Genomic DNA, 24,412 nt, shown 5'->3' with positions numbered 1-24,412 from the left:
AATCGTCAGTCGAAGATCGGGCCGCGGTCGCGGGTGCGCTTGATCTCGAAGAAGCCCTCGGTGCCGGCGACGAGCCGGACGCCGTCCCAGAGCTTGCCGGCCGCCTCACCCTTGGGCGCCGGCGTCACGACCGGTCCGAAGAACGCGGTGCCCTCGACGGCGATCACCGGCGTACCGACGTCCATGCCGACCAGGTCCATGCCGGCGTGGTGCGACTTCTTCAGCGCGTCGTCGTACTTGTCGGTGTCGGCCGCCTCCAGCAGCGACGCAGGCAGGCCGACCTCCTCGAGCGCCTCGGCCAGTACGGCGTCGTCCTTGCCGCCGCGGCCCTCGTTGTGGATCCGGCGGCCGAGTGCGGTGTAGAGCGGCAGCAGTACTTCGTTGCCGTGCGCCTGCTCGGCGGCGATCAGCACCCGGACCCGGCCGAGCAACCGCAGCCAGTCCGCGTCGTGCTCGCGGCGGTCTTCGTTCAGGACGGCGAGGCTCATCACGTGCCAGGTCGTCTTCACATCGCGGACCTGCTCGACCTCGAGCATCCAGCGAGATGTCATCCAGGCCCAGGGGCAGGCCGGGTCGAACCAGAAATCTGCAGAGGCAGTCATATTCACCATCATACAAAGTTGAAGGACACCAGATATCGTCTCGGTATCCAATACCCAATATCGCGGGGAAACCCTCGGCGAACCTGAGAACCAGGTGCATAGGATGCCGATATGCCTGGAACCAACCTGACGCGCGACGAAGCGCGTTCCCGTGCGGGCGTGGTCAGTGACGTGACCTACGCGATCGAGCTCGACCTGACCGGTGCCCCGAGCGGCGCCCCCACGTTCCCGTCCGTGACCGCCGTCACCTTCACCGCCACCGCCGGCGCGAGCACGTTCGCCGACCTGATCGCGGACAAGGTCCGCTCGGTGACCCTGAACGGCGTCGCCCTCGACCCGGACGTGGTGTACGACGGCGCGCGGATCCAGCTCGACGGGCTGGCGGAGCGCAACGAGCTGACCGTGGTCGCGGACTGTCTGTACTCCCGCACCGGTGAAGGGCTGCACCGCTCGGTCGACCCGGCCGACAAGGAGACCTACCTCTACACGCAGTTCGAGGTGCCGGACGCCCGCCGGGTGTTCACCACCTTCGAGCAGCCCGATCTCAAGGCCCCGTTCATCTTCACCGTCTCCGCACCGGCTCGCTGGGCGGTCATCTCGAACGCACCGACGCCCGAGCCCACGACGTACTCCGGTGAGAACGGCGAGGAGCTGGCCCGCTGGGAGTTCCCGCCGACGGAGCGGATCTCGACGTACATCACCGCGGTGGTCGCAGGTCCGTACCACGTGGTGACAGACGCGTACGAGGGTCCGCACGGGACGTATCCGTTGTCACTGCTGTGCCGTCCGTCGCTGAAGGAGGCGCTGGACGTCGAGGACCTGTTCGAGGTCACCAAGCAGGGCTTCGCGCTGTTCGAGGAGGCGTTCGGGACGCCGTACCCGTTCCACAAGTACGACCAGGCCTTCGTGCCGGAGTACAACATGGGCGCGATGGAGAACGCAGGCTGCGTGACGCTGCGGGACGAGTACCTGTTCCGCAGCCGTACGACGCACGCAGAACTGGAGTCGCGCGCCAACACCGTGCTGCACGAGCTGGCGCACATGTGGTTCGGCGACCTGGTCACGATGACCTGGTGGGACGACCTGTGGCTGAACGAGTCGTTCGCCGAGTGGGCCAGCCACTGGGCCCAGGTGGTCGCGACAACGAAGTACTCCGACGCCTGGACGACGTTCTGCAACGCCCGGAAGAACTGGGCGTACCGGCAGGACCAGCTGCCGTCGACGCACCCGATCGCGGCCGACATGATCGACTTCCACGCGGTCGAGGTGAACTTCGACGGCATCACCTACGCCAAGGGCGCGTCGACGCTGCGCCAGCTGGTCGCCTTCGTCGGTGAGGACACGTTCGTCACCGCGCTGAAGGAGTACTTCCACGACCACGCGTTCGGCAACACCGAGCTGACCGACCTGCTGAAGCCGCTGGAGAAGGCGTCCGGGCGCGACCTGGACGACTGGACCGAGCGCTGGCTGCGGACCGCCGGTGTGAACACGCTGCGCGCCGACTTCACCGTCGACGACCAGGGCGCGTTCACGACGTTCGCGATCGAGCAGACCGCGACCGAGAAGTTCCCGGTACTGCGTCCGCACCGGCTCGCGGTCGGGCTGTACCGGCGTACCGACGAGGGTCTGGTGCGGACGGAGCGGTTCGAGGTGGACATCGACGGCGCCCGCACCGAGCTGCCCGAGCTCACCGGCTCGACGCAGCCGGACCTGGTCCTGCTGAACGACGACGACCTCACCTACGCGAAGATCCGGCTGGACGAGCGCTCCCGCGCGACGCTGGTCGAGTCGATCGATCAGCTGACCGAGTCGTTGCCCAGGGCACTGGCCTGGGGCTCGGCGTGGGACATGACCCGCGACGCCGAGATGCCGGCCAGCCAGTACGTCGGCATCGTCCTGCGGGGTATCCGCGCCGAGACCGACCTCACCGGCGTCCGCTCGCTGCTCGCGCAGGCGAACAGCGCCGTCAACCAGTACGCCGCCCCGCAGAACCGGCCTGCTCTGCGGGCGCAGCTCGAGGAGGCACTGTCCGGTCTGGTCGCGGACGCGGAGCCGGGCAGCGACCACCAGCTGGCCTTCGTCCGCGCGTACAGCTCGGCCGTGTTCTCGGCGGCCGGCGCCGACCGGATCGCCGGCTGGCTGGACGGCCGCGACCTGCCGGAAGGTCTCGCCGTCGACACCGACCTGCGCTGGACGCTGATCGTGTCACTCGCCCGCCTCGGCAAGATCGGTGCGGACGAGATCGACGACGAGCTCACCCGCGACACCACGATCACCGGTCAGGAGCGGGCCGCGCAGGCCCGTGCCGCGCGACCGACGGCCGAGGCGAAGGAAGAGGCCTGGCGGATCGCGGTGGAGTCCGAGGACACCCCGAACGAGACGCAGTTCCGGACCATCCTCGGCTTCCAGCAGCCCGGTCAGGAGGACCTGCTCCGGCCGTACGTCGACAAGTACCTGAACGCTGCCAAGGACGTGTACACCCGGCTCGGCTCGTCGATGGGCGAGAACGTGCTGGTGTACCTGTCGCCGCGTCACCTGGCTGACGAGGCCGCACTGGACGCGCTGACCGGCTGGCTGGCCACGGAGTCGTCGGCTGTGGACGCTCCGACGCTCCGGTACGTCACCGAGGCACAGGCGGACCTGACCCGCGCGATCGCCGCGCAGGCCACGGACACCGTCGCCTGACCTCCCGTGACACTGCCGGTCTCACCAGGAGACCGGCAGTGTCGCGTTGGACCTTTGCGTGCGGTAAGACTGGGTCGGTGCCCGCCTCCGACCCCGCCTTGGCCGGTGCGGCAGCTGTTGCGCTGACCGGACTCGCAGAGGCGTACAGACCCCGCCCAGTCACTCCCCTGATGCCCTGGCGGTACCCCCACCGCCTGGTGAAGCCGTACATCATCACCGCACGCGGACGGCAGTGGGACGACCACATGGTCGACGTGGCCCGCAGCACTGCAACCCGTCAGCTCGAGTTCGACGACGCGATGGGAGCGATCGGGCTCGGCGTCGTCGTACTGCACCTCGGCGACGACGGCATCTACCTGGTCGTGCAGAGCTGGGCGAAGGACTTCCAGTCCCGCCTGAGCATCTTCAGCGGCATGGAAGCGGACGACCTCCGCCCTGCCCCGCTCGGCGCTGCCCCGTGCGTCTGGGAGCTAGAGGTCCTCAGCCACGAGCGCGCGTCGTACGTGCGGCACATCCTCTCCGCCGACGTCGACATCGACGCCTGGCTGGACGACGCCCTCGACACCCGCCCGAAGGCGAAGTACGACGGCATCCCGTCCGGCACCTAGTTCTGGCCGGCTGCGTTCAGTCGGTCGCGCTGCTCGGGCGTGAGCTCGAGGTCGGCGGCTGCGAGGGTCTCGTCGAGCTGGGCGACGGATGACGCGCCTACCAGCGGAATGATCGGGATGTCGCCGCCCATCAGCCACGAGAGGACGACCTGGTTCGCCGTGGCGCCGGTCTGCTGTACGACGTCGTCCAGCGCGATCTTGCGAGCTCTCGTACCGGCGTGGTCGTACAGCTCGTCGAGTCGCTTGTCAGCTCGGACGTAGGCGCCGCTGAGGAGTGGTGTGTATGCCACGAGCGTCAGGCCAGACTCTTCGCGCAGATAGCTCAGCAACTGCCCGTCGGTGACACCGATGCTGCCGTCGCGCGAGCGGAGGCCGCCTTGGTCGGTGCGGGCCCGGAAGTACGTGTGGTGATGCTGCAGCACCTCACAGCCTGGCAGACCGGCCGCCGCGGCTAGCGTCCTCGCCCGCTCGATCTGCCAGCTCCAGTAATTGCTCAGCCCGAGCAGACCGACCGTGCCGTCCGCGGCCAGCGTCCCGAACGTCTCGACCTGCTCCTCCAGCGGTACTGCGGGATCGGGCACATGCGCGTAGTACACGTCCACATGGTCGCGCCCGAGGTTCTCCAGGCTCCGGGCCAGGGACTCCTTGATCACCTGAGCCGACAGGCCCTCGAGATGCTCGCTCAAGGCGTTGGCGGGCCGCGGCGGCCTGCCGCCCACCTTGGTCGCGATCGTGAGCTCGTCCGCGATGCCGCGGCTCCGCAGCCAGCGGCCGAGCAGTTGCTCGCTCTCACCGCCCTGGGTGCCGTTGACCCAGAACGCGTAGTTGTTGGCCGTGTCGACGAACGTGCCGCCCGCCTCGACGTACCGGTCCAGAATCGCGTACGACGTCGCCTCGTCGGTCGCCGTACCCATGAGCATCGCCCCGAGGGCGATCTGGCTCACCCGGCGCTGTCGCGCGGGGTCACTTCCGATGGTCAGATAACGCATACCAGGAGCGAATCAGCTGGAGTGCGGTCTAGGTCAACATATTGCGCTTCCGGACCGTCCGACCCCGCTCGGTAAGGGTCAAACGATTGCTCGTCGGCAGATCGTGAGGGGTCGTGCGCGGTGCGCGATTCCCTTGCAGGGAAAGAGATTCTCGCCACCTGAGAGAGGCTCATTTATTCGGTCGTTCGGTTTAAGCTGCACCGGACTATCCATCCACGGATGCCCGGGTTTTCTTGGGGAGGGGCCCTTGCCGTGACTCGCGTCGATCACCGTAAGCCGCCTGCTCGGGTTGCGCGTAAACAACAGAAGACCGCTGCCAGGCGGAGTACGCCGGCAGCAGGCCCGCGGAAGGCACAGCGTTCGCACAGCGCCATCGGCGCGGGTGTCGTGGCTGCTGCGGCGATGGCCGCGATCTTCGGGTTCATCCTGACGCGGGGAACCTCCGACGACCCGCCGGTCGACGGGCTGCGGCTGGGATCGGGCACCGACTCCGGCGCCGCTGCACCGCAGGTCCCGACCGCGAGCGCGAGCGGGACCGTCTCGAAGGCGGATCGGCAGCCCCCGGCCTCGACGGCGGCGCCGAAGGCCAAGGCGCAGAAGACGACGCCGCAGGTGAACACCGGGCCGGTCTCGCCGAAGTTCAAGCGCGGCCAGTGGATCGTCGTGATCGACAAGTACCCGACCGACGTCGGCATGCCTGCGGACCAGAGTGCGAAGAACACCGCGGCCACGCTCACCCGGGCAGGGATCCCGGCGAAGGCGATGCTGGTCAACGGCCAGTACCCCGGCATCACGAACAGCAGTTCGATGACGCCGGTCATCAATACCTGGATCGTCTACCTCGGCCCGGGCTCCTCCTCGGCGCAGGTCCTCAACCTATGCCTGGACTCGCGCACGCAGGCGGCGTACCCGAGTCCGGCCTGCCCGACCTACGAGCCGGCAGCGTCAGCCGGCTGAGGAGACCACGTCCGTGGCCAGCCGGGCGTGCAGGTGCGAGTCGTGCCGCTTCCCGGTCGGTTCGACGTAGTAGTCGCGCATCACACCCTCCAGCTGGAAGCCGGCGCGGAGCGCGACGCGGCACGACCCCTCGTTGACCAGCGAGTGGTCGAGTGAGATGCGGTGCAGACCCAGTCCGTCGGCCGCGAACCCCCAGGTCGCTGCAGCGTCGAGTGCGCGCGCACCGAGCCGGCGGCCGCGGGCGAGCGGGCTGACCCAGTACGCCGCGACGGCCTGGTCCGGGATGCGGTGCACGTCCCGCAGCGACACGTTCCCGAGCACCTGGTCCGTGGCGGCGTCCGCGATCGCGAAGATGGCGCTACCGCGGCTCCAGCCGTCGATGCGTGGCTCCAGCCACCTGCGGGCGCGGTGCTCGGCTGGTGCGCGGATGACCGCCGTACCAGCGGTCCAGCGGAGGATGCCGGGGTCACGCAATGCCTCGGCCACTGCAGCCTCGTCGGACGTGACGAAAGGACGCAGTACGACGTCGCCCAGCTCGATACGGCGGGGCTGCAGGGCCGGTGCCACGTGCTACAGCTTGTGCTGCTCGTCGCTGGCGTGCAGCAACGGCGGCTGGTGAGCGTGCGTCCCCAACTGCTGTACGCCGGTGACCAGTCCGCCGGTGAGGTCGCCGGTGGCGAACGACGTCTGCATGGTCAGCGCGGCCAGTCCGGCTGCGGTGTCCGTCAGCTGCCGCTTGGCCAGCGGGCCGGTGACGATCTCGAGGCGCCGGCCGGCCGGGTCGACGTACACCAGGACGGTGCTGTCCGGGTCGTCGAGCTCGTTCAACAGCTCGAGCGCGAACGGACGGGTCTCGGAGTCCGCGCCGCCGACGTACACGGAGAAGTGCAGGCCGGAGGTTTCCTCGGCGTACCGGATCGCTCGCTCGATGTCGTAGAGCTGGTCAGGGGTGAATGCGTCACCAGCTGGCACTTGCGCCTCCGGTCGTGCGGGCGACGCCGGTGCCGGCGGTCGCCGTGGTCACAGTGGCACCCGGTGCGCCGGTCAGCTCAGGCAGCTCGGGCAGGTTGGCCGGGTCCGGCTTGGTCGCGGTCGGCCCGTTGATCCAGACCGGCGGAGCCCACCAGGAAAGCCCTGGACGGTACCGCGGCCCGTCAGCGATCGACGACGCGAACACCAGCAACGCCAGCACCGCGACAACCAACAGAGGAATCCCGACGAACACCAGCAGGGAGTGCCCCGACAATTGAGGTATCACGCCCCGAAGCCTAATACCCGCCAACCCGCGACCACCCCAGGGCCTCACCCTGGAGCAGCCACGAGTCAGCCAGCGCTATCAGCAGCCGCCGCAGCGCCCTCACCACAACCCGCGCGAAGCGCGGCTGCTTGTTGTCAGCAGCCGCCGCTGCTCCCTCTTCACAACCCGCGCGAAGCGCGGCTGCTTGTCGTTCTTGTCAGCAGCCGCCGCAGTTGTAGTACGTGATGTCCCAGTGGCTTCCTTCGTTGGCGTAGATGTTGCCTGCGCCGGAGCGCCACTGGGGGTAGCCGTCGCCGCGGTCGGCGATGCGGGTGAAGTTGTTGTGGACGTAGTTGGTGACGCACGTGGTGATCGCGACGTCGACCTTGTAGCCGTTCCAGTGGCTGTAGGTACCACTGGCGTGGCCTGTCTCGGTGCCGCCGGTGATCCGGATCGCGCACCCGCTCGCCTGCCTGAGCGTGCGGACGCCGTACACGGTGCTGTCGTTGATCTGGTCGAACGACGTGCAGGTGGAGATGTTGCGGTTCGAGCAGTTGCCGCTGGACGACCAGGTGATGCCGGCGGCCGAGAAGATCGCGGTCGCCTGGGCGTGCGTCATCTTGGTCAGCGCCGACGCCTGCTCGACTGCGACCACACCCGGCAGCAGGCCGACGAGGACGGCGACGATCGGGACGACGACGCGACGGAGCACTGACTTCATGGGGACACTCCTTGAAATATGGGGCGGTTATTTCAAGGAGTGCACTGCCCAGGAAAGATATTGGCGAAACTTCAGATTGAATTAGAAATTAACATCCGAGCACTGGTAGAAGGCGTTCGCAGTGTCGGCGATGGTCCAGACGGCGAGGATCATGTGCCGTCCGGACCGCCCGGTCGGGATGGTTCCGGGGTGGGAGACGTCGGTCGCCGGACGCGCGCCGTTCATCGGGACGGTGAGGAACGGTTCGAGATCCAGCGCGGACCGCGTCAGCGGCTGGGTCGGATCCCAGCCCTGCTTGGTCATGTAGTACTTGAAGTCCGTGGTCGCGTGCGCCGCGGTCAGATGCCACGCGAACGTGAAGCCCTGACCGCCCTGTAGCTGGGTGGCCGGCCAGGTCCCGCCGCGCTGATCGTTGAGTTCGGCGAACTGCGGCAGCCCCGCCGAGCAGAGGCTCCCGTCCGCAGGACCCGCCTGCGGAAACCCCTTCGGTCCTTCCACACTCTGCGGCTCCCACTGGATCTGACCGCAGTCCTGCACGACTCCGTCCTGACAATTCTTGGCCCGGCTGATCGGCCCGGTCGTGTACCCGTGTCCGTAGGCGAGCGGCACCGACGTACACACCGTCAGTGCGAACGCGCCGACGGCAATTCCGGCGATGCCGAGTTTCCTTTGTCGCAGCATGCGAGCTCCTTCAACTGCTGGGGCGGTGGAACAGCGAAGGAAGGCGCCTCCTGCTCAATAGAAAACAACCGTTCAAATCTATTGTCAACGGTTGGTGAGCAGTTGAATACGGAAAGCTATATGTTCAGTGCGCCGATCAGGCGGCGGAGCCGGTGGTTGTTCGGCAGGTCCTCGACCAGGACAGGCTCGCCGTCCGGCCCGCCCAGCGGGATCCGCCAGTTCGGGTACTCGTCCGTGGTCCCCGGCTGGTTCTGCGTACGCCGTTCGCCGACCGCATCGGTCAGCGCGACCCCGACCAGCTTGGACGGGGTATGCGCGACGTACTGGTGCAGAGCCTCGACGATCCGCTCGACGTCGCCGTCGGTGTCGGACAGCAGATGACGCTCGCGCAAGGCCCCGAGCCACGCGTCGCGGTCGGCCTCGTCGACGGCAAGCTCCTCCGCGACCGGACGCGTCAGCAGGCCGAGCCGGTTCCGCAGCTCCACGTGGTCGCCGGCCAGGTATCCCGCTGTTGGCGGCAGGTCATGCGTGGTGACGGTCGCGAGGCACAGCTCCCGCCACCGCTCCGGCGCGAGTGGCTTCCCGTTCGCATCCCGCTCGAACCACAGCACCGACGTACCGAGAATCCCCCGCTCGGTCAGGTAGTCGCGCACCCACGGCTCGACCGTCCCGAGGTCCTCGCCGATCACGGTCACTCCGGAGCGCTGGGCCTCGAGCACCAGGATGCCGATCAGTGCCTCATGGTCGTACCGCACGTAGGTCCCCTCGGTGGGCCGCTCCGGCGACGTCACCCACCAGAGCCGGAACATCCCGAGGATGTGGTCGATCCGCAGCCCGCCGCCGTGCCGCATCACGGCCCGCACCAGATCCCGCCACGCGGCGTACCCGGTCTCGGCCAGCGCATTGGGCCGCCACGGCGGCTGCGACCAGTCCTGCCCCTGCTGGTTGAACGCGTCCGGCGGCGCACCGACGTGGATGTTCGGCGCCAGCACGTTCTGCAGCGCCCACGCGTCCGCGCCGTCGGGATGCACACCGACCGCAAGATCGTGTACGACGCCCAGGGACATGCCGGCCGACTTCGCCCGAGCCTGCGTGCGCGCGAGCTGCTCGTCGAGCTGCCACTGCAGCCAGCAGTGGAACTCCACCGCGTCCGGGTTCTCGTTGCGGAAGGCAACGACCGCCGACGACGTCGGCTCCTGCAGCTCCTCCGGCCACTTGCTCCACTCCGGCCCGTGCACGTCCGCGATCGCGGCCCAGGTGGCGAAGTCGATCAGCCCCTGGCTCTCCCGGTCGCAGTACGCGCCGTACTCCGCGATCCGTCCGATCGACGGCTGCACGCGGAACAGCAGCTGCAGCGCCTCGCGCTTCGCGGCCCAGACCGTGTCCCGGTCCAGCGCGGTGACGTCCTCGCTGAGCACCCGCGCCTGCAGCGCCAGCGTCCGCACGCGATCCCGCTCCGCCGGCGCGAGGTCGCCGTACTCGTCGATGTCCTCGATCCGCAGGTAGATCGGGTTGTTGAAGCGCCGCGACGCCGGCAGGTACGGCGAGGGCTCCATCCGCCCGGCCAACTCCGCAGCGTGCAAGGGGTTCACCAGCACGAACCCGGCGCCCAGGTCATGCGCCGACCACGCAGCCAGGTCACCCAGGTCGTGCAGGTCGCCGATCCCCCACGACCGCCGCGAGCGAACGGAGTACAGCTGCAGCACCCAGCCCCAGGTGCGGTGCAGCTTCTCCGGCTCGAGCTTCCGCGGTGTGACGATCAGCGTGCTGACCGAGATCTCCGGATTGGTACCGATCCGCGCGCACAGCCGGTGGTACCCGAGCGGCAGGTCCCCGGGCAGCTGGAACGTCGCCTCGCCGACCTGTACGCCGTCGACCCACTCCGGCTCCACCCAGTGATCCTGCTGCGGGATGTCCCGTCGCTGGCCGCCGTCCTCGAGGTCGACCCACACCTCTGCCGTCGACCCGTGCGGCAGGTGTACGGCGAACCAGGGCGTCCAGCCCTCTCGCATGACCACGGTGGCGGGCAGCGTACGTCGCCAGCGCGCCTCCTGGTGCTCAGCAAGCGCAAGAGCCGCCCTGTCCGGCGTAGACGCGTCCACGCCGAGCGCAGCGAGTACATCGGCCACGACCTCGCTCGAGACGATCACATGCTCGCCTTGCCAGTTCCAGTACTCCGTCGCCACGCCATGGGCAACCGCTAGCTCGACAAGGGCTGCAGTGGGAGCTGTCACCTCAGCGAGTCTGCCGCATCAACCGCGCCAACGGCTAAACGGCGCGCGCCGCACGAGGGCGTCTGCTACTCGTTCGAGCGCCGCCGACTCAGCATCAGCACTGCGAGCAGCAGGACTCCGCTGGCGACGACGAGTCCGACCGCCACACCGGCCATGTTGTCGGTCAGCTGGTACAGCGACGTCGGCCAGATCACCAGGAGGATCGCACAGCCCACCACGGCGTACGACGAACGCCGGGTCCGGCCGTAGGCGACCAGCAGCGCGGCAGGGCCCGCCGTACCGACGGCCAGGGCCATGATCTCGCCGCGGTCCTGCACCAGCCAGCAGATCGACGAGCTGAACATCGCCGCTCCGGCCAGTGACCACGACGTCGCCTGATCCCGCACCAGGCCGAGCATCGCGAACACGAACGCCACGATGATGAAACCGGTGCCGGCGATGCCCGCGCTGTTCGCCGCCGATCCGGTGTCCGGAGTGAGGACATCTGCCGTGATGACCAACACACCCACGGCCAGGATCCCGAACGTTGCCACCAGCAACGATGAGCCCTCCAGCCACCACAACCCGACCGCGGCCAGCGCGAGTGCGACCGCCACCCCGGCGACCTGCCCGGTCTCCCCCTCGATCGCCACGTACGTCGCGAAGCCGGCCACGCAACACCCGAGCGACGCGAGCGCCGAGCTCAGCTGCTCACGGCGCCGCATCAACGCGAGCACGACGGCCGCACCGAGCAGCACGACCGCTGCCGTCGTACCGGTGCTGACCCGGGCCGCGCGACCCATTTCGCCCCAGTTCGCCAAGGTCAGGAGCGCGACCGCGCCAAGCAGCAGTGCGCCGCCGATGTAGCCGAGCACCTCGACGAGGGCGTTGGGGTGGGCTTCGACGGGCGGCGCCTTGGGCTTGGGTGGCCCGGGAGCCTGGGCCGCCTGGGCCGCTGCTTGCGGATGGGGCCGGCCGGGGTCGGCCAGCGCCGCGTCGATCTCGGCGTCGGCGGCGTCCCGGATCGAGTCGGCCTGGTACTGGCGCAGCACACCAGCGCTCACGAGCCTGGACAGCTCGTCATCCAGCCGGCTCGACATGCTTTTCCGTCTCCTTGTCAGCCTTACTAAGATCTGGCGGCGAGATGCCTATTCTGACCAGCTACCTTCTGTCCCCGTTCAGTCACCCCCTGTTTTCGCGCTTGTTGTCGCCCCCGGACGCGTTTCCGACGTTCTTCCGCACCGGCAACGACGGCAAACTCGAGGTGACCGACCAGATCGTGGTCGTCCCTGCCCGGATCGCGGGACTGATCATCGGTTTCCTCGTGCTCCGCTGGGTGCTGCACAAGGTCATCCGGCGGTTCGCCCGCCGCACCGGCAACGGCGCGGTGGCGGGCGTGCTGGCGAAGTCCAAGCGCGGCCAGGAGTTCGTCGAGAACAACCTCGCGAACGAACGCCGGGCGCAGCGCGCGGAGACGATCGCGTCGCTGCTGACGAGCACGGTCACGATCGTGCTGACCGCCGTACTCGTGGTGATGGTGCTGGCCGAGCTCGGCTTCAACATCCTGCCGGTGATCGCGTCCGCCAGCATCATCGGCGTGGCGCTCGGCTTCGGCGCGCAGACGCTGGTGAAGGACTTCCTGGCCGGCGTGTTCATGATCTTCGAGGACCAGTACGGCGTGGGCGACCTGATCGACATGGAGAAGGCGACCGGGACGGTGGTCGCGGTCGGCCTGCGAATCACGACACTCCGCGGTGAGGACGGCACCACCTGGTACGTCCGCAACGGCGAGGTGGTCCGGATCGGCAACCTGACCACCCGCGACCCGAACAGCCCGGCCTCCTCCGGTGTCGGCTCCGGCACCGAGAAGGAAGAAGAATCTAAGCCCGACGAAAGTGCGGCGAGCGAAAAGCAGGACGAAACCCGAGCTTGAGGTAGAGCCGCTCAGCGTCCGACCCCTCGACCACCTGCAGCGTGAGCCGCCCGCCGGCCGCGTCCCGCCGGGCCTGCTCGAGCAGCGCCGTTGCCAGCCCTCGCCCCCGGTACAGCGGTTTGGTCGCGACTGCGTACACGCCGACGACTGATCCGGTCCGCAACACCAGCGTGCTCGACGCGGGCCGACCATCCACGCGGAGCAGGTAGAGCGACTGGTCGGGCGCCCGGTAGTTCTGGACGGCTCGCTCGACGAACATCTTCTGCCACCAGTCGTAGTCCGGCTCGCCGACCTCGAGAAACGCCGCACTCTGCACCTCCGCAAACCCCGCCGCGTCCGCATCCGAGTCGATCGCCTCGACCGGCTCCCCGTCCACCGAGCCGGCCGACGCCTCCATGTGCACCAGGACCTCGGCCGGCTCGAAGCCCGCCGCAGTCAGCCGCTCGGCCCACCCCGCGCCACTCCACGGCACCAGGCGGACCGTGGACGTCCCGGCCGGGAGCTCGGCGGTCGGCGAGAGCGGGATCCACGCGGAGAACTCGTCCGATTCGCCCACCACCTCGATCGCCGCGGCCGACCGGCGTACCGCTCCGCGATGGGCCGCGAGGAAGGCCAGGTGGTTGTCGAGCAAGGCGGGGTCGTCGGGCATGCGAGCTGTCTCTACGGCGGCACCGACAGAAATCAGCTGTTGACGCATCGCGACCGGCGCGTCATGATCGAGCGAACCATTAGGAAACCTTCCTAACAGAAGCCCAACTCTGACCGCCCCCAGGTTTGGAGCTCGAAATGCGCGCACGATCCGTCCTGCGCCGCTGTCTGGCGGCACTCCTCCCCCTTCTGCTGCTGACGACACTGTTCAGCGCACAGCTCAGCGCCCAGCCGGCCCAGGCCGAGCTGCAACATCCCCGGCAGCAGTTCCTCCGCGAGTCGACCGGCGGCCTGTTCCTGCATTGGGGGATGCGATCCTCCCCCGGCTACACCAGTTGCAGCGCCTGGGAGAACGCCGTCAAGGCCGGCGGCTGGGACCCGGCGTACTGGGTCCGCGAGGCGCAGAAGCTGCACACGCAGTACCTGGTCCTCGCGACCTTCCACAGCCGGCTCGGGTACGCGCGGCCGTGGCCGTCGAAGATCCCGGGCAGCTGCCAGACCAACCGCGACCTCCTCCGCGAGACCATCGACGCCGCGAAGGCGCAGGGACTCAAGGTCGTCCTCTACATGACCGACGATCCGCAGTGGCACAACGACGGCCTGCCGTCCGGGAAGGACTGGCTCGACTCGGCGGCGTACTCGAAGTACAAGGGCCACAACGTCGATCTCAGCACGCGCGACGGGTTCGGCGAGTTCAGCTACGACAACTTCGTCGAGGTGATGCAGCGGTACCCCGACCTCGGCGGCTTCTGGATCGACAACGACAACGCCTACTGGGAGAGCCACGGGCTGTACGACAAGATCCGCCGCGACCGGCCGGAGTACACGCTCAGCAACAACAACGAGGACACGCCGATCATGGACATGATCAGCAACGAGCAGAAGACCGGCATGTCCCCGGACTACGACTACCCGCAGGCGGTCTACACCGCGGCGCCGCGGCTGATCGAGGCCGATTTCAAGCTGCCGTCGAAGGGCGCCTGGTGGTACGACGGCTCGAACCCGACCGTCGACACCCGGCTGACGATCGGCCGGTACGTAGCGAACGCCGGCTCGTCGATCAAGTCGCTGATGGCCGAGACCGCGATGGTCAACGGCCGGTTCCCGTCCCACCAGGAAGATTTCAACAACCTTTTTGACAAATACCTGCAGCCGATCTGGCCGTCGCTCCACGGCACCGAGGGCGGCGGCTACATGTACGGCGGCCTGAAGCCCGGCGCCTGGAACGACGGCGCGTACGGCGTCACCACCGTCAGCCGGACCGATCCGGACGAGCAGTACATCCACGTACTCACCAAGCCGACCACCAGCACCCTGCGGATCCGCGACAACGGGTACCGCATCGCCGACGTGACCGATCTGCGGACCGGTCAGGCGATCGCCCACTCGCAGGCCAACGGCATTCTCACCCTCACCGGTCTGACCAGCTGGGACGCCTACGACACGGTCTTCAAAGTCGAGAGTGCGGGACGCGAGGGCATCCTCCCGGCATCGTCGTACACGATGACTGCCACTGCTGGCACTAATCCAGCGGCAGCGGCTGACGGCAACTACCTGACCTACTGGGACAGCAACAAGACCACGCCGGTGTCGCTGGACTTCGACCTCGGGTCGTCGAAGCCGGTCCGGTTCATCGGCCTCAACCAGCGCGAGGACTCGGTCGCGTACGCACGCTCCGCCAGCGAGCAATCGGCCCGCATCAAGAGCTACCGCGTCTACGTCAGCGCCGACGGGAAGACCTGGGGCTCGCCCATCAAGACCGGCACTCTCCCCAGCCGCCGCGCGGTCGTCTACATCGACCTGCCCGCGACCACCACTCGTCACGTCCGCCTCGAGGTCGTCAACACCTACGCGGCCTCTTCGGACCCGACCCGCTACAAGCGGCTGCGCATCGACGAGGCTTGGATCGGTACGTCGTACGCCCAGCCGTCAACCGCTGCAGTCATGGCTGCTGAGGTCAACGTGAAGGACTACGGCGCGAAGGGCGACGGCAAGGCCAACGACAGCGCGGCGATCAACAAGGCGATCGCGGCGGCAGCGCCCGGGAGCACCGTGCGGTTCCCGGCCGGCACCTACAAGAGCGCCAACTCCATCCACCTGAAGAGCCATCTCAGGTACCAACTCGACTCCGGCGCGACCATCCTCGGCGCGAGCAACAACACGTACGACAAGGCCGAGGCGAACCCGAACGACGAGTACCAGGACTACGGCCACAGCCACTTCCACGACGCGATGCTGTGGGGCGATCGACTGACCGACATCGCGTTCACCGGCACAGGAACGATCGACGGCGGCGGCCATCTGATCACCGGCAACCCGAAGTCGGGCCAGGCCGACAAGATCATCTCGCTGACCCGTTGCGACGGTCTGCGCGTCGACGGCATCCGACTGCGCCGCGGCGGGCACTTCGCGATGCTGACCAACGGCTGCGACGACATCAGCTCGGATGGCCTGCGGATCGAGACCGCGGACAATCGCGACGGCTGGAACATCATCAACGCCAAGAACGTCACGGTCACCCACGCGAATATCGCCGCCAACGACGACGCGCTGGTCTTCAAGAGCGACTGGGCATTGGGCCAGACGATCGACAACGGGCACGTGCGCGTCTCCGACAGCCAGCTGTCCGCGGGATGCTGCAACGCGCTGATGTTCGGCTCGGAGACCTGCGGCAACTTCACCGACTACGCGTTCGACCGGATCAAGATCACCGGCGCCGGCAAGTCCGGGCTCGGCATGGTCTCGATGGACGGCAGCAACATCTCCGACGTGCACTACCGCGACATCACGATGTCCGGCACCCGCAGTCCGATCATGCAGAAGGTCGGCACGCGCAAACGCTGCGGGAGCAACCCAGGTGTCGGCTCGATCAGCAACATCACCTACCAGAACGTCACCGGCACGTACGACGGTGCGAGGGGTTCGGCGTACAGCCCGACGCTCTGGGGTGAGGACAAGATCAGCGACGTCACCTTCGACAACGTGCAGCTCACAGTGCCGGGCGGCAACGCGACGATGGGGACCGGCGTACCGAGCAACGACCCGAAGGACTACAACCCGAACAGCATCGGCACCAGGCCGTCGTACGGCTGGTATCTGCACCAGGTGGACGGCGTGCACTTCACCGACAGCTCCATCCACTTCAACAAGAACGACGGGCGGCCGGCTGTCATCGCCAACGACGCAGCGAACGTCAGGCTGAGCAACTTCACCGCACAGCGCGGGACGTCGAGTCCGTATGACCTGGGCTTCCAGTCCGTGAACGGATACTGCGTGAACGGTGGCTCGTTGCGCGTCAAGGCGACCGACTCGTCCAGCAACTGCCGCACTGCGAACCTCGAGAACGGGCAGGCCCGGACACCGCCGATGGGCTTCAACAACTGGAACTCGACCAAGTGCACGTCCGCGTTCAACGAGGCGATGATCAAGAGCATCGCGGACCTCTTCGTCAGTCGCGGCCTGAAGGACGCCGGGTACCAGTACGTCAACATCGACGACTGCTGGGCGCTCCCCCAGCGCAACGCCCAGGGCAAGCTCGTGCCGGACCCGGCCCGGTTCCCGCACGGCATCAAGAGCGTGGCGGATTACGTGCACAGCAAGGGCTTGAAGTTCGGGCTCTACACCAGCGCGGGGACGAAGACCTGCGACAAGAACGGCTTCCCCGGTGGACTCGGCCACGAGAAGCAGGACGCCAATCTGTTCGCGTCGTGGGGTGTGGACTACCTGAAGTACGACAACTGCAACAACCAGGGCGTCGACGCGCAGCAGCGGTACACCGCGATGCGTGACGCGCTACTGGCTACCGGACGGCCGATCACGTACTCCATCTGCGAGTGGGGCCGCACCGGACCGCCGAAGGTCTGGCAATGGGCTGCGGACGTCGGCAACCTGTGGCGCACCACCGGCGACATCAGCGACAACTGGGGCAGCATGATCGGCAAGGCCCAGGCCAACCGGGACCTCACCCAGTACGCCGGTCCGGGCCACTGGAACGACCCGGACATGCTGGAGGTCGGCAACGGCGGGATGACGGCCACGGAGTACCGCACGCACTTCAGCCTGTGGGCGATGATGTCGGCGCCGCTGCTGATCGGCACCGACCTCCGCAAGGCGTCCACTGGGACCTTCGACATCCTCACCAACCCGGACGTCATCGCTATCGACCAGGACCGCCTCGGCCGCCAGGCCACAGTGGTCAGCTCGTCGGGTGGCCTGGTCGTCTACGCCAAGACCCTGGCGAACGGAGACCGAGCCGTAGCCCTCTCCAACGAGACTGGTTCGACAGCGACGATCAGCACGACCGCGGAAGCAATAGGCCTCGGCGGATCCGCGTCGTACACACTGAAAGACCTGTGGAGCAAGACGTCTCGGACCACCGCTGGTCAGATCAGCGCATCGGTGCCGTCCCACGCCACCGTGATGTACCGCGTCTCCCGCGCTGGAACGACCCAGCGCTATGAGGCCGAGGCCGCGACGCTCTCACCCGGCAGCACGATCGACAAGGACCACTCCGGGTACTCCGGTGCCGGCTTCGTCAACACCCCCAACCAGACCGGCAACTACGTCGAGTGGAAGGTCGACCACGACCAGGCCGGTCCAGCCACGCTCATCTTCGACCACGCCAACGGGACAACCGCCAACCGAGCCGTCGACATCGCCGTCAACGGCAGCACCGTCGCGAAGAGCGTCGCTATCCCGTCAACCGGCGCGTGGACCCTGTGGCGAACCATCCACACCGCGGCTAACCTGCGAGCAGGCACCAACACCATCCGGGTCACGGCGACCACTGCGAACGGCGCTCCCAACCTGGACTACCTGGATGTCGCGGTGGATCCACCTGCTGCGCTTGCAGCGACCGATTGGTCGGTGCGGATGGTGGACTCGACCATGGCTCGCTACAAGCCGACTACGATCGGCGGCTGGTCCTATCCGGTCGGGCTGTACCTCTACGGCCAGTACCTGGTCTACCAACGTACGCACGACCCGAAGTACCTGAGCTACGTCAAGTCCTGGGTCGACCGGTTCGTCGACAAGTCCGGGAACATCGACAACAGCTTCAACAGCCTGGACAGCATGCTCGCCGGCCGCCTGCTCGTCGTACTGCACCACGAGACCGGCGACCACCGCTACGAGGTCGCAGCGACCAAGATCCGCAAACGGCTGAGCACCTACCCACGAACTACCGATCAGGGCTTCTGGCACGCGACCAGTCGTCAGCACCAGCTCTGGGGCGACGGTGTGTTCATGGTGGATCCGTTCCTCGCGGAGTACGGGCATGAGTTCGGCGACTCGGCATACACGGACAAGGAGACCGTGAACCAGCTGCTCGTCTACGCCAGCCATCTACAGCAGTCGAACGGCTTGCTGCGGCATGCGTACGACGAGTCCCGCACACAGTCCTGGGCCGACCCCAAGACCGGCCAGTCCCCTGAGGTGTGGTGCCGCGCGGAGGGCTGGTTCGGTATGGCGACCATCGACGTACTGGACGTCGTACCGGCGAACCAGCCACGACGGGCCGAGCTGATCGAGGTACTGCGGAAGCTCGTGGCGGCGTACGCGCAGTACCAGGACCCGGCCAGCGGGCGCTGGTTCCAGGTCGTCGACAAGGGCAACCGCTCCGACAACTGGACCGAGACGTCCTGCTCGTCGATGTACACGTTCGTCATCTCCCGTGCGGTGGAACGCGGGTACGTCGATGCGTCGTACCAATCCACCGCCGACCGCGGCTACCAAGGCGTCCTGTCCAAGCTCAGCCTCGGCTCGGACGGTCGCACCAACCTGACCGGGATCTCGATCGGCACCAACGTCGGCGACTACAAGTACTACGTCGGCCGCGAGCGGGCCACGAACGACTTCCACGGCCTCGGCGCCTTCCTGCTGATGAACGAGCAGGTCTTGACCACATCAACAACTGATAGGAAACTTTCCTAACTCCTACCCGCCCCCAAGATCGGAGTTTCAGATGCGCATCTTCAAGGCCGCCGCCGCGACGGTCGTCGCCGGCACGTTGGTGCTCGGTGCGGCTCTCGCCGCGCAGGCGTCCACCCAGCAGGTCCAGGCGGACCCGGCCAGCATCGGCGCCGCGCCGTACGAGTACCTCGGCTGGGGTAACCCGCAGAAGCCCGCCGACGTGATGAAGGCGGCCGGCAACAAGTGGTTCACGCTCGCCTTCATCCTGTCCGACGGCGGCTGTAACCCGAAGTGGGACGGCGACCGCGCGCTGACCGGCGGCTCGGACCAGACCGCGATCAACAACATCCGGTCGGCCGGCGGCGACGTCATCCCGTCGTTCGGCGGCTGGTCCGGTAACAAGCTCGGCGAGAAGTGCACCTCGGCCTCCGCCCTGGCCGGGGCGTACCAGAAGGTGATCGACGCCTACAAGCTGAAGGCGATCGACATCGACATCGAGGACACCGAGTTCCACAGCTCGGCCGCCCGGCAGCGGGTGGTCGACGCGCTGAAGACCGTCAAGTCCAAGAACTCCGGGATCAAGACCTACATCACGATGGGTACCGATCAGACCGGTCCGGACTCGTCCGGTGTCGACCTGATCAACCGGGCCGCGAAGGCCGGGCTGGCCAACGACGGCTGGGTGCTGATGCCGTTCGACTTCGGCGGCGGCTCGACCAACATGGCGACGCTGACCCAGAAGGCCGAGGAAGGTCTGAAGGGCCGGCTGAAGACGGCGTACGGGTACTCCGACGACACGGCGTACCGGCACATGGGCATCTCGTCGATGAACGGCAAGACCGACGACGGCGAGACGGTCCGGCTGCAGGACTTCAAGACGATGCTCGCCTACGCGCAGCAGCACCACCTGGCCCGCTTCACGTTCTGGTCGGTCAACCGGGACCGGAAGTGCGGAGGCAGCAACAACGACGGTGACTCGTGCAGCGGGATCTCGCAGAACGCCTACGACTTCACCAAGGTTGTCGCCCAGTTCCACGGCTGAAACGACGAACGCCCGGCGAGCGACTGGCTCGCCGGGCGTTCGTTCACGTCATGCGGTGAAGGTGACGTCCAGCGTGATCGGCACGGCGGACAGCGCCTGCGAGACCGGGCAGTTCTTCTTCGCGCCCTCGGCGTACTCGGCGAACTCGTCGGCGGTCACGCCGGGGACGTTGCCGTTGACGGACAGCTTGATGCCGGTGATGCCCTCACCCGGCTGGAAGGTGACGTCCGCCTGGGTGTCGATCGACGTCGGCGCGTGACCCGCACCGGCGAGCGCGTGCGACAGCGCCATCGAGAAGCAGGTGGAGTGCGCGGCCGCGATCAGCTCCTCCGGGCTGGTCTTTCCATTGGCGTCGTTCGCGCGGGAGGCCCAGGTGACGTCGTAGGTGCCGACACCGGACGACTCGAGAGCGACCTGGCCGGCGCCCTCCATCAGCGAGCCTTCCCAGTGGGCCTTGGCCGTACGAGTGGTAGCCATGCTCGTGTTGTCTCCTTCGAAGAGGTTCAGCGGCCGGACACGTCGATCGCGCCCGGGTACTGCGGTTCGTCGGTGTTCACCATGCTCTGCGCGGCCATCACCATGTAGGTCCAGAGCTGCTCGTCCTGCTCCGGTGCCAGGGCGAGCTCGTCCACCGCGGCGCGCATATGGCCCAGCCACATGTCCCGGGCGCGTGGGGTGACCGCGAACGGGGCGTGCCGCATCCGCAGCCGGGGGTGCCCGCGCTGCTCGGAGTACGTCTTCGGGCCGCCCCAGTACTGCTCCAGGAACATCCGGAAGCGCACCTCGGCCGGACCGAGGTCCTCCTCCGGGTACAGCGCTCTCAGTTCCGGGTCGGCGGCAACACCGCGGTAGAAGGCCGCCACCAACCGGTGGAAGGTGTCCGCCCCACCGACGGCGTCATAGAAGCTCTGCTGCTCACTCATATCGGATCTAGTCTCTCAAGTGGTCACAACGTGCTGGAGGAGGGCTGCCCGTTCGGCGTCTCCCAGCTGCCGCTTCGCGTGCGTCTCACCGTCCACAACCACCAGTACGGACTCCGCTTTGGCGTACACGTCCTCCGACTCGCCACTGCGGTCCACGATCCGCGACCCGAGCGTGTACGACGTCGTACCGACGGAGGCGACCCACACGTCCACGTCGTACGGCGGGTGCCGCAGGTGGATCGGACGCAGGTAGTCCACCGTCTGGCTGACGAGCACGACCGGGTACTGCGCGAAGTAGTCCCCCGTGGTCCCCATGACCTGTGCGAGGAACGCGATCCGGGCCTCTTGCAGGTAGTCGAAGTACCGCACGTTGTTGACGTGGTCGTACGAGTCGATGTCGGACCAGCGGACCAGGACCTGGTACGTGAACGTCATGCGCCCACCAGCTTGGTCAGGGCCTCGCGCTCCACCGGCGTGATCCGGCGCAACCGATTGGCATTGAAGTCGAACGGCACCAGCCGCGTGCGAGCCTCCACATAGGTTCGGCGCTCAGGCTCCGCGTCGAGGATCTCGTAGTCCACCGTGAACGAGGCGGCCTTGATCTCGCTGATCCACAGCTCGATCCGAACCGGTTCAGGGCGGAACAGCAGCGGCGCCCGGTACTGGACCTCGTGCCGCGCCACCAGCAGTCCGGTCTCGAGGGCGTCGGCGCCGAGTTCCTTGGCCGTGCGGAACAGGAAATCCACCCGGGCGTCCTGGAGGTAGTCGACGTACCGGCCGTTGTTCACGTGGCCGAGTGCGTCCATGTCCCCCCACCGCAGCGGGCAGTGGTAGACGTGGCGGTTTCTCATACCTTCCCCACCCCACCGCCCCGGTCTGTGATGATCCACACGGCGATCATCGCATCCGGGGTACTACCCGGGTGACACAGCGTGGGTAATGTCATCCCCGGCAGACCAGTTTTCGATTGGAGTGGTGGATGAGCACGCAGCGGGTGGCGATCGTGACCGGGGCGGCCCGGGGAATCGGCGCGGCTGTCGCGCAGCGGCTCGCCCAGGACGGGAACGCCGTCGCGGTCATCGACCTCGACGAGGGCGCCTGCGACGCCACCGTGAAGGCGATCACCGAGGCCGGCGGCAAGGCGATCGGCGTCGGCGCCGACGTCAGCAAGTCCGACCAGGTCGCCGCCGCGGTCGAGCGGGTGGCGGCCGAGCTCGGCGCGCCGACGATCCTGGTCAACAATGCCGGTGTACTGCGGGACAACCTGCTGTTCAAGATGTCCGAGGACGACTGGGACACGGTCATGTCCGTCCACCTCAAGGGCAGCTTCCTGATGTCCAAGGCGGTCCAGTCGCACATGGTCGACGCCGCGTACGGGCGGATCGTGTTCCTCTCGTCGACCTCCGCGCTGGGCAACCGCGGCCAGGCCAACTACGCCTCCGCGAAGGCCGGTCTGCAGGGCCTGGCCAAGACGCTGGCGATCGAGCTGGGCAAGTTCGGCGTCACCGCGAACGCGATCGCGCCGGGCTTCATCGAGACCGACATGACCGCGGCCACCGCTGCCCGGGTCGGTGTCGACTTCGAGGAGTTCAAGAAGGCGACCGCCGCGACCATCCCGGTGCAGCGCACCGGGAAGCCGGAGGACATCGCCGCCGCGGCATCGTTCTTCTGCAGCGAGGAGGCCGGTTTCGTCTCCGGCCAGGTGCTGTACGTCGCCGGCGGACCCCGGAACTAGGAGCGAACGAGCATGCCGCAGACCTTCAACGGCGTCGACGAGGTCGCGCACGCGGTCGGCACCCCGCTCGGCGAGACCGAGTGGCTGGAGATCACCCAGGAGCAGGTGAACCAGTTCGCCGAGGCGACCGGTGACCACCAGTGGATCCACGTCGACGTCGAGCGCGCCAAGCAGGGCCCGTACGGCGGCACGATCGCCCACGGCTACCTGACACTGAGCCTGATCGCCCGCTTCGGCGACGAGCTGTTCAAGGTCGACGGCGTCACCGCCAAGCTCAACTACGGCGTGAACAAGGTCCGCTTCCCCGCCCCGGTCCCGGTCGGCACCCGCGTCCGCGCCGGCGCCTCGATCTCCAACGCGGTCGAGACCCCGGCCGGCGTCCAGGTCTCGCTCAACTGGGTCATCGAGCTCGAGAACTCCACAAAGCCCGCCTGCGTTGCGGAGACCGTCGTACTGCTCGTCCGCTAGTGTCCTGCGTCGGAGGTGCGGCGAGCGATTTCGGTGGTCAGGTGCGTGCATCGCGGTGCTTGGGCAGTGGCGTCGATGCGGAGCATCGTGGGCGCTGGCCAAGTGCCGCGAGGTGCGTGCCTGGGCGCCGAAAGCGCCGTCGCACCTCCGACGCAGGACACTAGAGCGGGCAGATCAGGACCGCGTGGGTGGCGATGCGGTCGTAGCCGAGCCATTCGTTCACGGCGAGCATCGGGGTATTGCCGTCGTAGTTGGCGGTGTAGGCGCCCTCGATACCGGCGTCGGCGGCGCGGTGCAGGGCGGCGCTCTTGACCAGTTTGGCGAGCCCGCGGCCGCGGTACTCCGGCATGGTCGACGTCATCCTCGACCACATCTTGGCTCGATCGCCGTGGTTGCGGGTGAAGGCGATGATCTGGCCGTCGTACATCGCGGCCACGCTCACCTCGCGGACCAGGTCCGGCGCGTTCCAGATGTCGGCCAGCCACGCGTCGTACGGGTGGGAGGGGATCTTCGCGTCGCCCGGCTTGGTGCGCTGGGCAACTTCGTCCGCGGCGTGCAGCAGGCGCGGATCGACCTCGGTGAACGGGACCAAGCGCACCTGGCTCGGGACCTCGGGACGGTCCTGGACCTTGCGCGGGTCGATGCCCGCGTAGTGCACCTGCCGCGTCTGCCGGTAGCCGAACCGCGCTGCCCAATCGACACTGCTCGGGTCGGCGAACACCCGGGCAGACGTCGCTCCGGCCGCCTTCAGGTCCGCGTGCGTTGCCTCCAGCAAGCGCGTGCCGATACCGCGACCGCGGTACTCCGGCCGGATCAGCAGCCGCAGCTCGCCGTCCAGCGGATCCGAGCCGCCGATCAGCCCGCCCGATGCCCAGCCGACCAGTTTGCCGTGGTCCACCGCCGCGAACGCACCGTGCCCCGGAGCGGCCGGCGCAGTCAGCCGCCGGATCAGCGAACTCCGCGTGACCACCAGATACGGAACGAGCGCGTCATGCAACGCCACCGCCGCGTCGACGTCCCCCGGTCCAGCCGCCCTGATCTCCATCCCAACTCCTCGGGA

23 protein-coding genes are annotated in these 24,412 nt (G+C 67.7%); 8 read left to right on the top strand and 15 right to left on the bottom strand.

The window, feature by feature from the left end; all coding sequences use genetic code 11:
- Positions 1-5: 5 nt before the first annotated feature.
- Positions 6-602: a mycothiol-dependent nitroreductase Rv2466c family protein gene (locus tag ACQPYH_RS12480; protein ID WP_432890287.1), complete on the bottom strand. Its 597-nt coding sequence runs from the start codon at positions 600-602 to the stop codon at positions 6-8.
- 111 nt (positions 603-713) lie between these two features.
- Here ACQPYH_RS12480 and pepN point away from each other — a divergent pair, with 111 nt between their 5' ends.
- On the top strand, positions 714-3,287 hold the full coding sequence (gene pepN / locus ACQPYH_RS12475; protein WP_432890285.1) for an aminopeptidase N: 2,574 nt from the start codon (positions 714-716) through the stop codon (positions 3,285-3,287).
- Between the two features lie 77 nt (positions 3,288-3,364).
- Entirely contained in the window at positions 3,365-3,895 is a 531-nt protein-coding gene (locus ACQPYH_RS12470) for a hypothetical protein (protein ID WP_432890283.1), read from the top strand.
- On the opposite strand, the gene ACQPYH_RS12465 is transcribed toward ACQPYH_RS12470, so the two are convergent.
- Positions 3,892-4,884, bottom strand: coding sequence for an aldo/keto reductase (locus ACQPYH_RS12465; protein WP_432890281.1), 993 nt, complete (start codon positions 4,882-4,884; stop codon positions 3,892-3,894). The two genes, ACQPYH_RS12470 and ACQPYH_RS12465, sit on opposite strands and share 4 nt — an antisense overlap.
- 252 nt (positions 4,885-5,136) lie before the next feature.
- Here ACQPYH_RS12465 and ACQPYH_RS12460 point away from each other — a divergent pair, with 252 nt between their 5' ends.
- Positions 5,137-5,841 carry a hypothetical protein gene (locus ACQPYH_RS12460; protein WP_432890279.1) on the top strand — a complete coding sequence of 235 codons (705 nt, stop codon included), beginning with the start codon at positions 5,137-5,139 and terminating at the stop codon, positions 5,839-5,841.
- Here ACQPYH_RS12460 and ACQPYH_RS12455 read toward each other — a convergent pair.
- The 7 genes from ACQPYH_RS12455 to ACQPYH_RS12425 all read right to left on the bottom strand — a co-directional run bounded on the left by ACQPYH_RS12455 (position 5,830) and on the right by ACQPYH_RS12425 (position 11,793).
- On the bottom strand, positions 5,830-6,408 hold the full coding sequence (locus ACQPYH_RS12455; RefSeq protein ID WP_432890277.1) for a GNAT family N-acetyltransferase: 579 nt from the start codon (positions 6,406-6,408) through the stop codon (positions 5,830-5,832). The genes ACQPYH_RS12460 and ACQPYH_RS12455 overlap by 12 nt on opposite strands.
- 3 nt (positions 6,409-6,411) lie before the next feature.
- Entirely contained in the window at positions 6,412-6,813 is a 402-nt protein-coding gene (locus ACQPYH_RS12450) for a DUF5130 family protein (protein WP_432890275.1), read from the bottom strand.
- Complete coding sequence (ctaJ, locus tag ACQPYH_RS12445) at positions 6,800-7,099, bottom strand: aa3-type cytochrome oxidase subunit CtaJ (protein ID WP_432890273.1); 300 nt, start codon at positions 7,097-7,099, stop codon at positions 6,800-6,802. Before ctaJ ends, ACQPYH_RS12450 begins: the two co-directional genes overlap by 14 nt.
- Positions 7,100-7,295: 196 nt before the next feature.
- On the bottom strand, positions 7,296-7,799 hold the full coding sequence (locus ACQPYH_RS12440) for a hypothetical protein (protein ID WP_432890271.1): 504 nt from the start codon (positions 7,797-7,799) through the stop codon (positions 7,296-7,298).
- A gap of 81 nt (positions 7,800-7,880) precedes the next feature.
- On the bottom strand, positions 7,881-8,480 hold the full coding sequence (locus tag ACQPYH_RS12435; protein WP_432890269.1) for a lytic polysaccharide monooxygenase auxiliary activity family 9 protein: 600 nt from the start codon (positions 8,478-8,480) through the stop codon (positions 7,881-7,883).
- Between the two features lie 116 nt (positions 8,481-8,596).
- Positions 8,597-10,714 (bottom strand): 4-alpha-glucanotransferase, encoded by a 2,118-nt coding sequence (malQ, locus tag ACQPYH_RS12430; RefSeq protein WP_432890266.1) that lies wholly within the window; start codon positions 10,712-10,714, stop codon positions 8,597-8,599.
- A gap of 65 nt (positions 10,715-10,779) precedes the next feature.
- Positions 10,780-11,793 carry a hypothetical protein gene (locus ACQPYH_RS12425; protein ID WP_432890264.1) on the bottom strand — a complete coding sequence of 338 codons (1,014 nt, stop codon included), beginning with the start codon at positions 11,791-11,793 and terminating at the stop codon, positions 10,780-10,782.
- A 44-nt stretch (positions 11,794-11,837) separates the two neighbouring features.
- Here ACQPYH_RS12425 and ACQPYH_RS12420 point away from each other — a divergent pair, with 44 nt between their 5' ends.
- Positions 11,838-12,626, top strand: coding sequence for a mechanosensitive ion channel family protein (locus ACQPYH_RS12420; protein WP_432890262.1), 789 nt, complete (start codon positions 11,838-11,840; stop codon positions 12,624-12,626).
- Here the strand turns inward: ACQPYH_RS12420 and ACQPYH_RS12415 are convergent.
- The gene (locus ACQPYH_RS12415) at positions 12,574-13,275 is read right to left on the bottom strand and encodes a GNAT family N-acetyltransferase (RefSeq protein WP_432890259.1); all 702 of its coding nucleotides are present in this window, start codon (positions 13,273-13,275) and stop codon (positions 12,574-12,576) included. The two genes, ACQPYH_RS12420 and ACQPYH_RS12415, sit on opposite strands and share 53 nt — an antisense overlap.
- Before the next feature lie 137 nt (positions 13,276-13,412).
- Between ACQPYH_RS12415 and ACQPYH_RS12410 the strand changes: the two genes are divergently transcribed.
- Positions 13,413-19,205, top strand: coding sequence for a glycoside hydrolase family 88 protein (locus ACQPYH_RS12410; protein WP_432890256.1), 5,793 nt, complete (start codon positions 13,413-13,415; stop codon positions 19,203-19,205).
- 31 nt (positions 19,206-19,236) lie between these two features.
- Entirely contained in the window at positions 19,237-20,226 is a 990-nt protein-coding gene (locus ACQPYH_RS12405) for a chitinase (protein ID WP_432890254.1), read from the top strand.
- Between the two features lie 48 nt (positions 20,227-20,274).
- On the opposite strand, the gene ACQPYH_RS12400 is transcribed toward ACQPYH_RS12405, so the two are convergent.
- The 4 genes from ACQPYH_RS12400 to ACQPYH_RS12385 are packed head-to-tail and all read right to left on the bottom strand — an operon-like array spanning position 20,275 to position 22,000.
- The gene (locus ACQPYH_RS12400) at positions 20,275-20,703 is read right to left on the bottom strand and encodes an OsmC family protein (RefSeq protein WP_432890251.1); all 429 of its coding nucleotides are present in this window, start codon (positions 20,701-20,703) and stop codon (positions 20,275-20,277) included.
- Positions 20,704-20,729: 26 nt separating this feature from the next.
- On the bottom strand, positions 20,730-21,149 hold the full coding sequence (locus ACQPYH_RS12395; protein WP_432890249.1) for a globin: 420 nt from the start codon (positions 21,147-21,149) through the stop codon (positions 20,730-20,732).
- A 15-nt stretch (positions 21,150-21,164) separates the two neighbouring features.
- The gene (locus ACQPYH_RS12390) at positions 21,165-21,584 is read right to left on the bottom strand and encodes an acyl-CoA thioesterase (RefSeq protein ID WP_432890246.1); all 420 of its coding nucleotides are present in this window, start codon (positions 21,582-21,584) and stop codon (positions 21,165-21,167) included.
- Complete coding sequence (locus ACQPYH_RS12385) at positions 21,581-22,000, bottom strand: acyl-CoA thioesterase (protein ID WP_130438757.1); 420 nt, start codon at positions 21,998-22,000, stop codon at positions 21,581-21,583. Before ACQPYH_RS12385 ends, ACQPYH_RS12390 begins: the two co-directional genes overlap by 4 nt.
- 128 nt (positions 22,001-22,128) lie before the next feature.
- Here ACQPYH_RS12385 and ACQPYH_RS12380 point away from each other — a divergent pair, with 128 nt between their 5' ends.
- Both ACQPYH_RS12380 and ACQPYH_RS12375 read left to right on the top strand, forming a co-directional pair.
- A complete protein-coding gene (locus ACQPYH_RS12380; RefSeq protein ID WP_432890243.1) occupies positions 22,129-22,884 on the top strand; it encodes an SDR family oxidoreductase in 756 nt (251 codons plus the stop codon).
- A 12-nt stretch (positions 22,885-22,896) separates the two neighbouring features.
- Positions 22,897-23,352, top strand: coding sequence for a MaoC family dehydratase (locus ACQPYH_RS12375; protein ID WP_432890241.1), 456 nt, complete (start codon positions 22,897-22,899; stop codon positions 23,350-23,352).
- Positions 23,353-23,512: 160 nt separating this feature from the next.
- Here ACQPYH_RS12375 and ACQPYH_RS12370 read toward each other — a convergent pair whose 3' ends face one another.
- Positions 23,513-24,397: a GNAT family N-acetyltransferase gene (locus ACQPYH_RS12370; RefSeq protein WP_432890239.1), complete on the bottom strand. Its 885-nt coding sequence runs from the start codon at positions 24,395-24,397 to the stop codon at positions 23,513-23,515.
- Positions 24,398-24,412 lie beyond the last annotated feature (15 nt).

Origin of the sequence: Kribbella sp. CA-245084 (assembly GCF_050942355.1) — a bacterium.
GTDB lineage: Bacteria > Actinomycetota > Actinomycetes > Propionibacteriales > Kribbellaceae > Kribbella.
The sequence above is the reverse complement of the archived record's forward strand: the minus strand, read 5'-3'. Positions and strand labels throughout refer to the sequence as shown.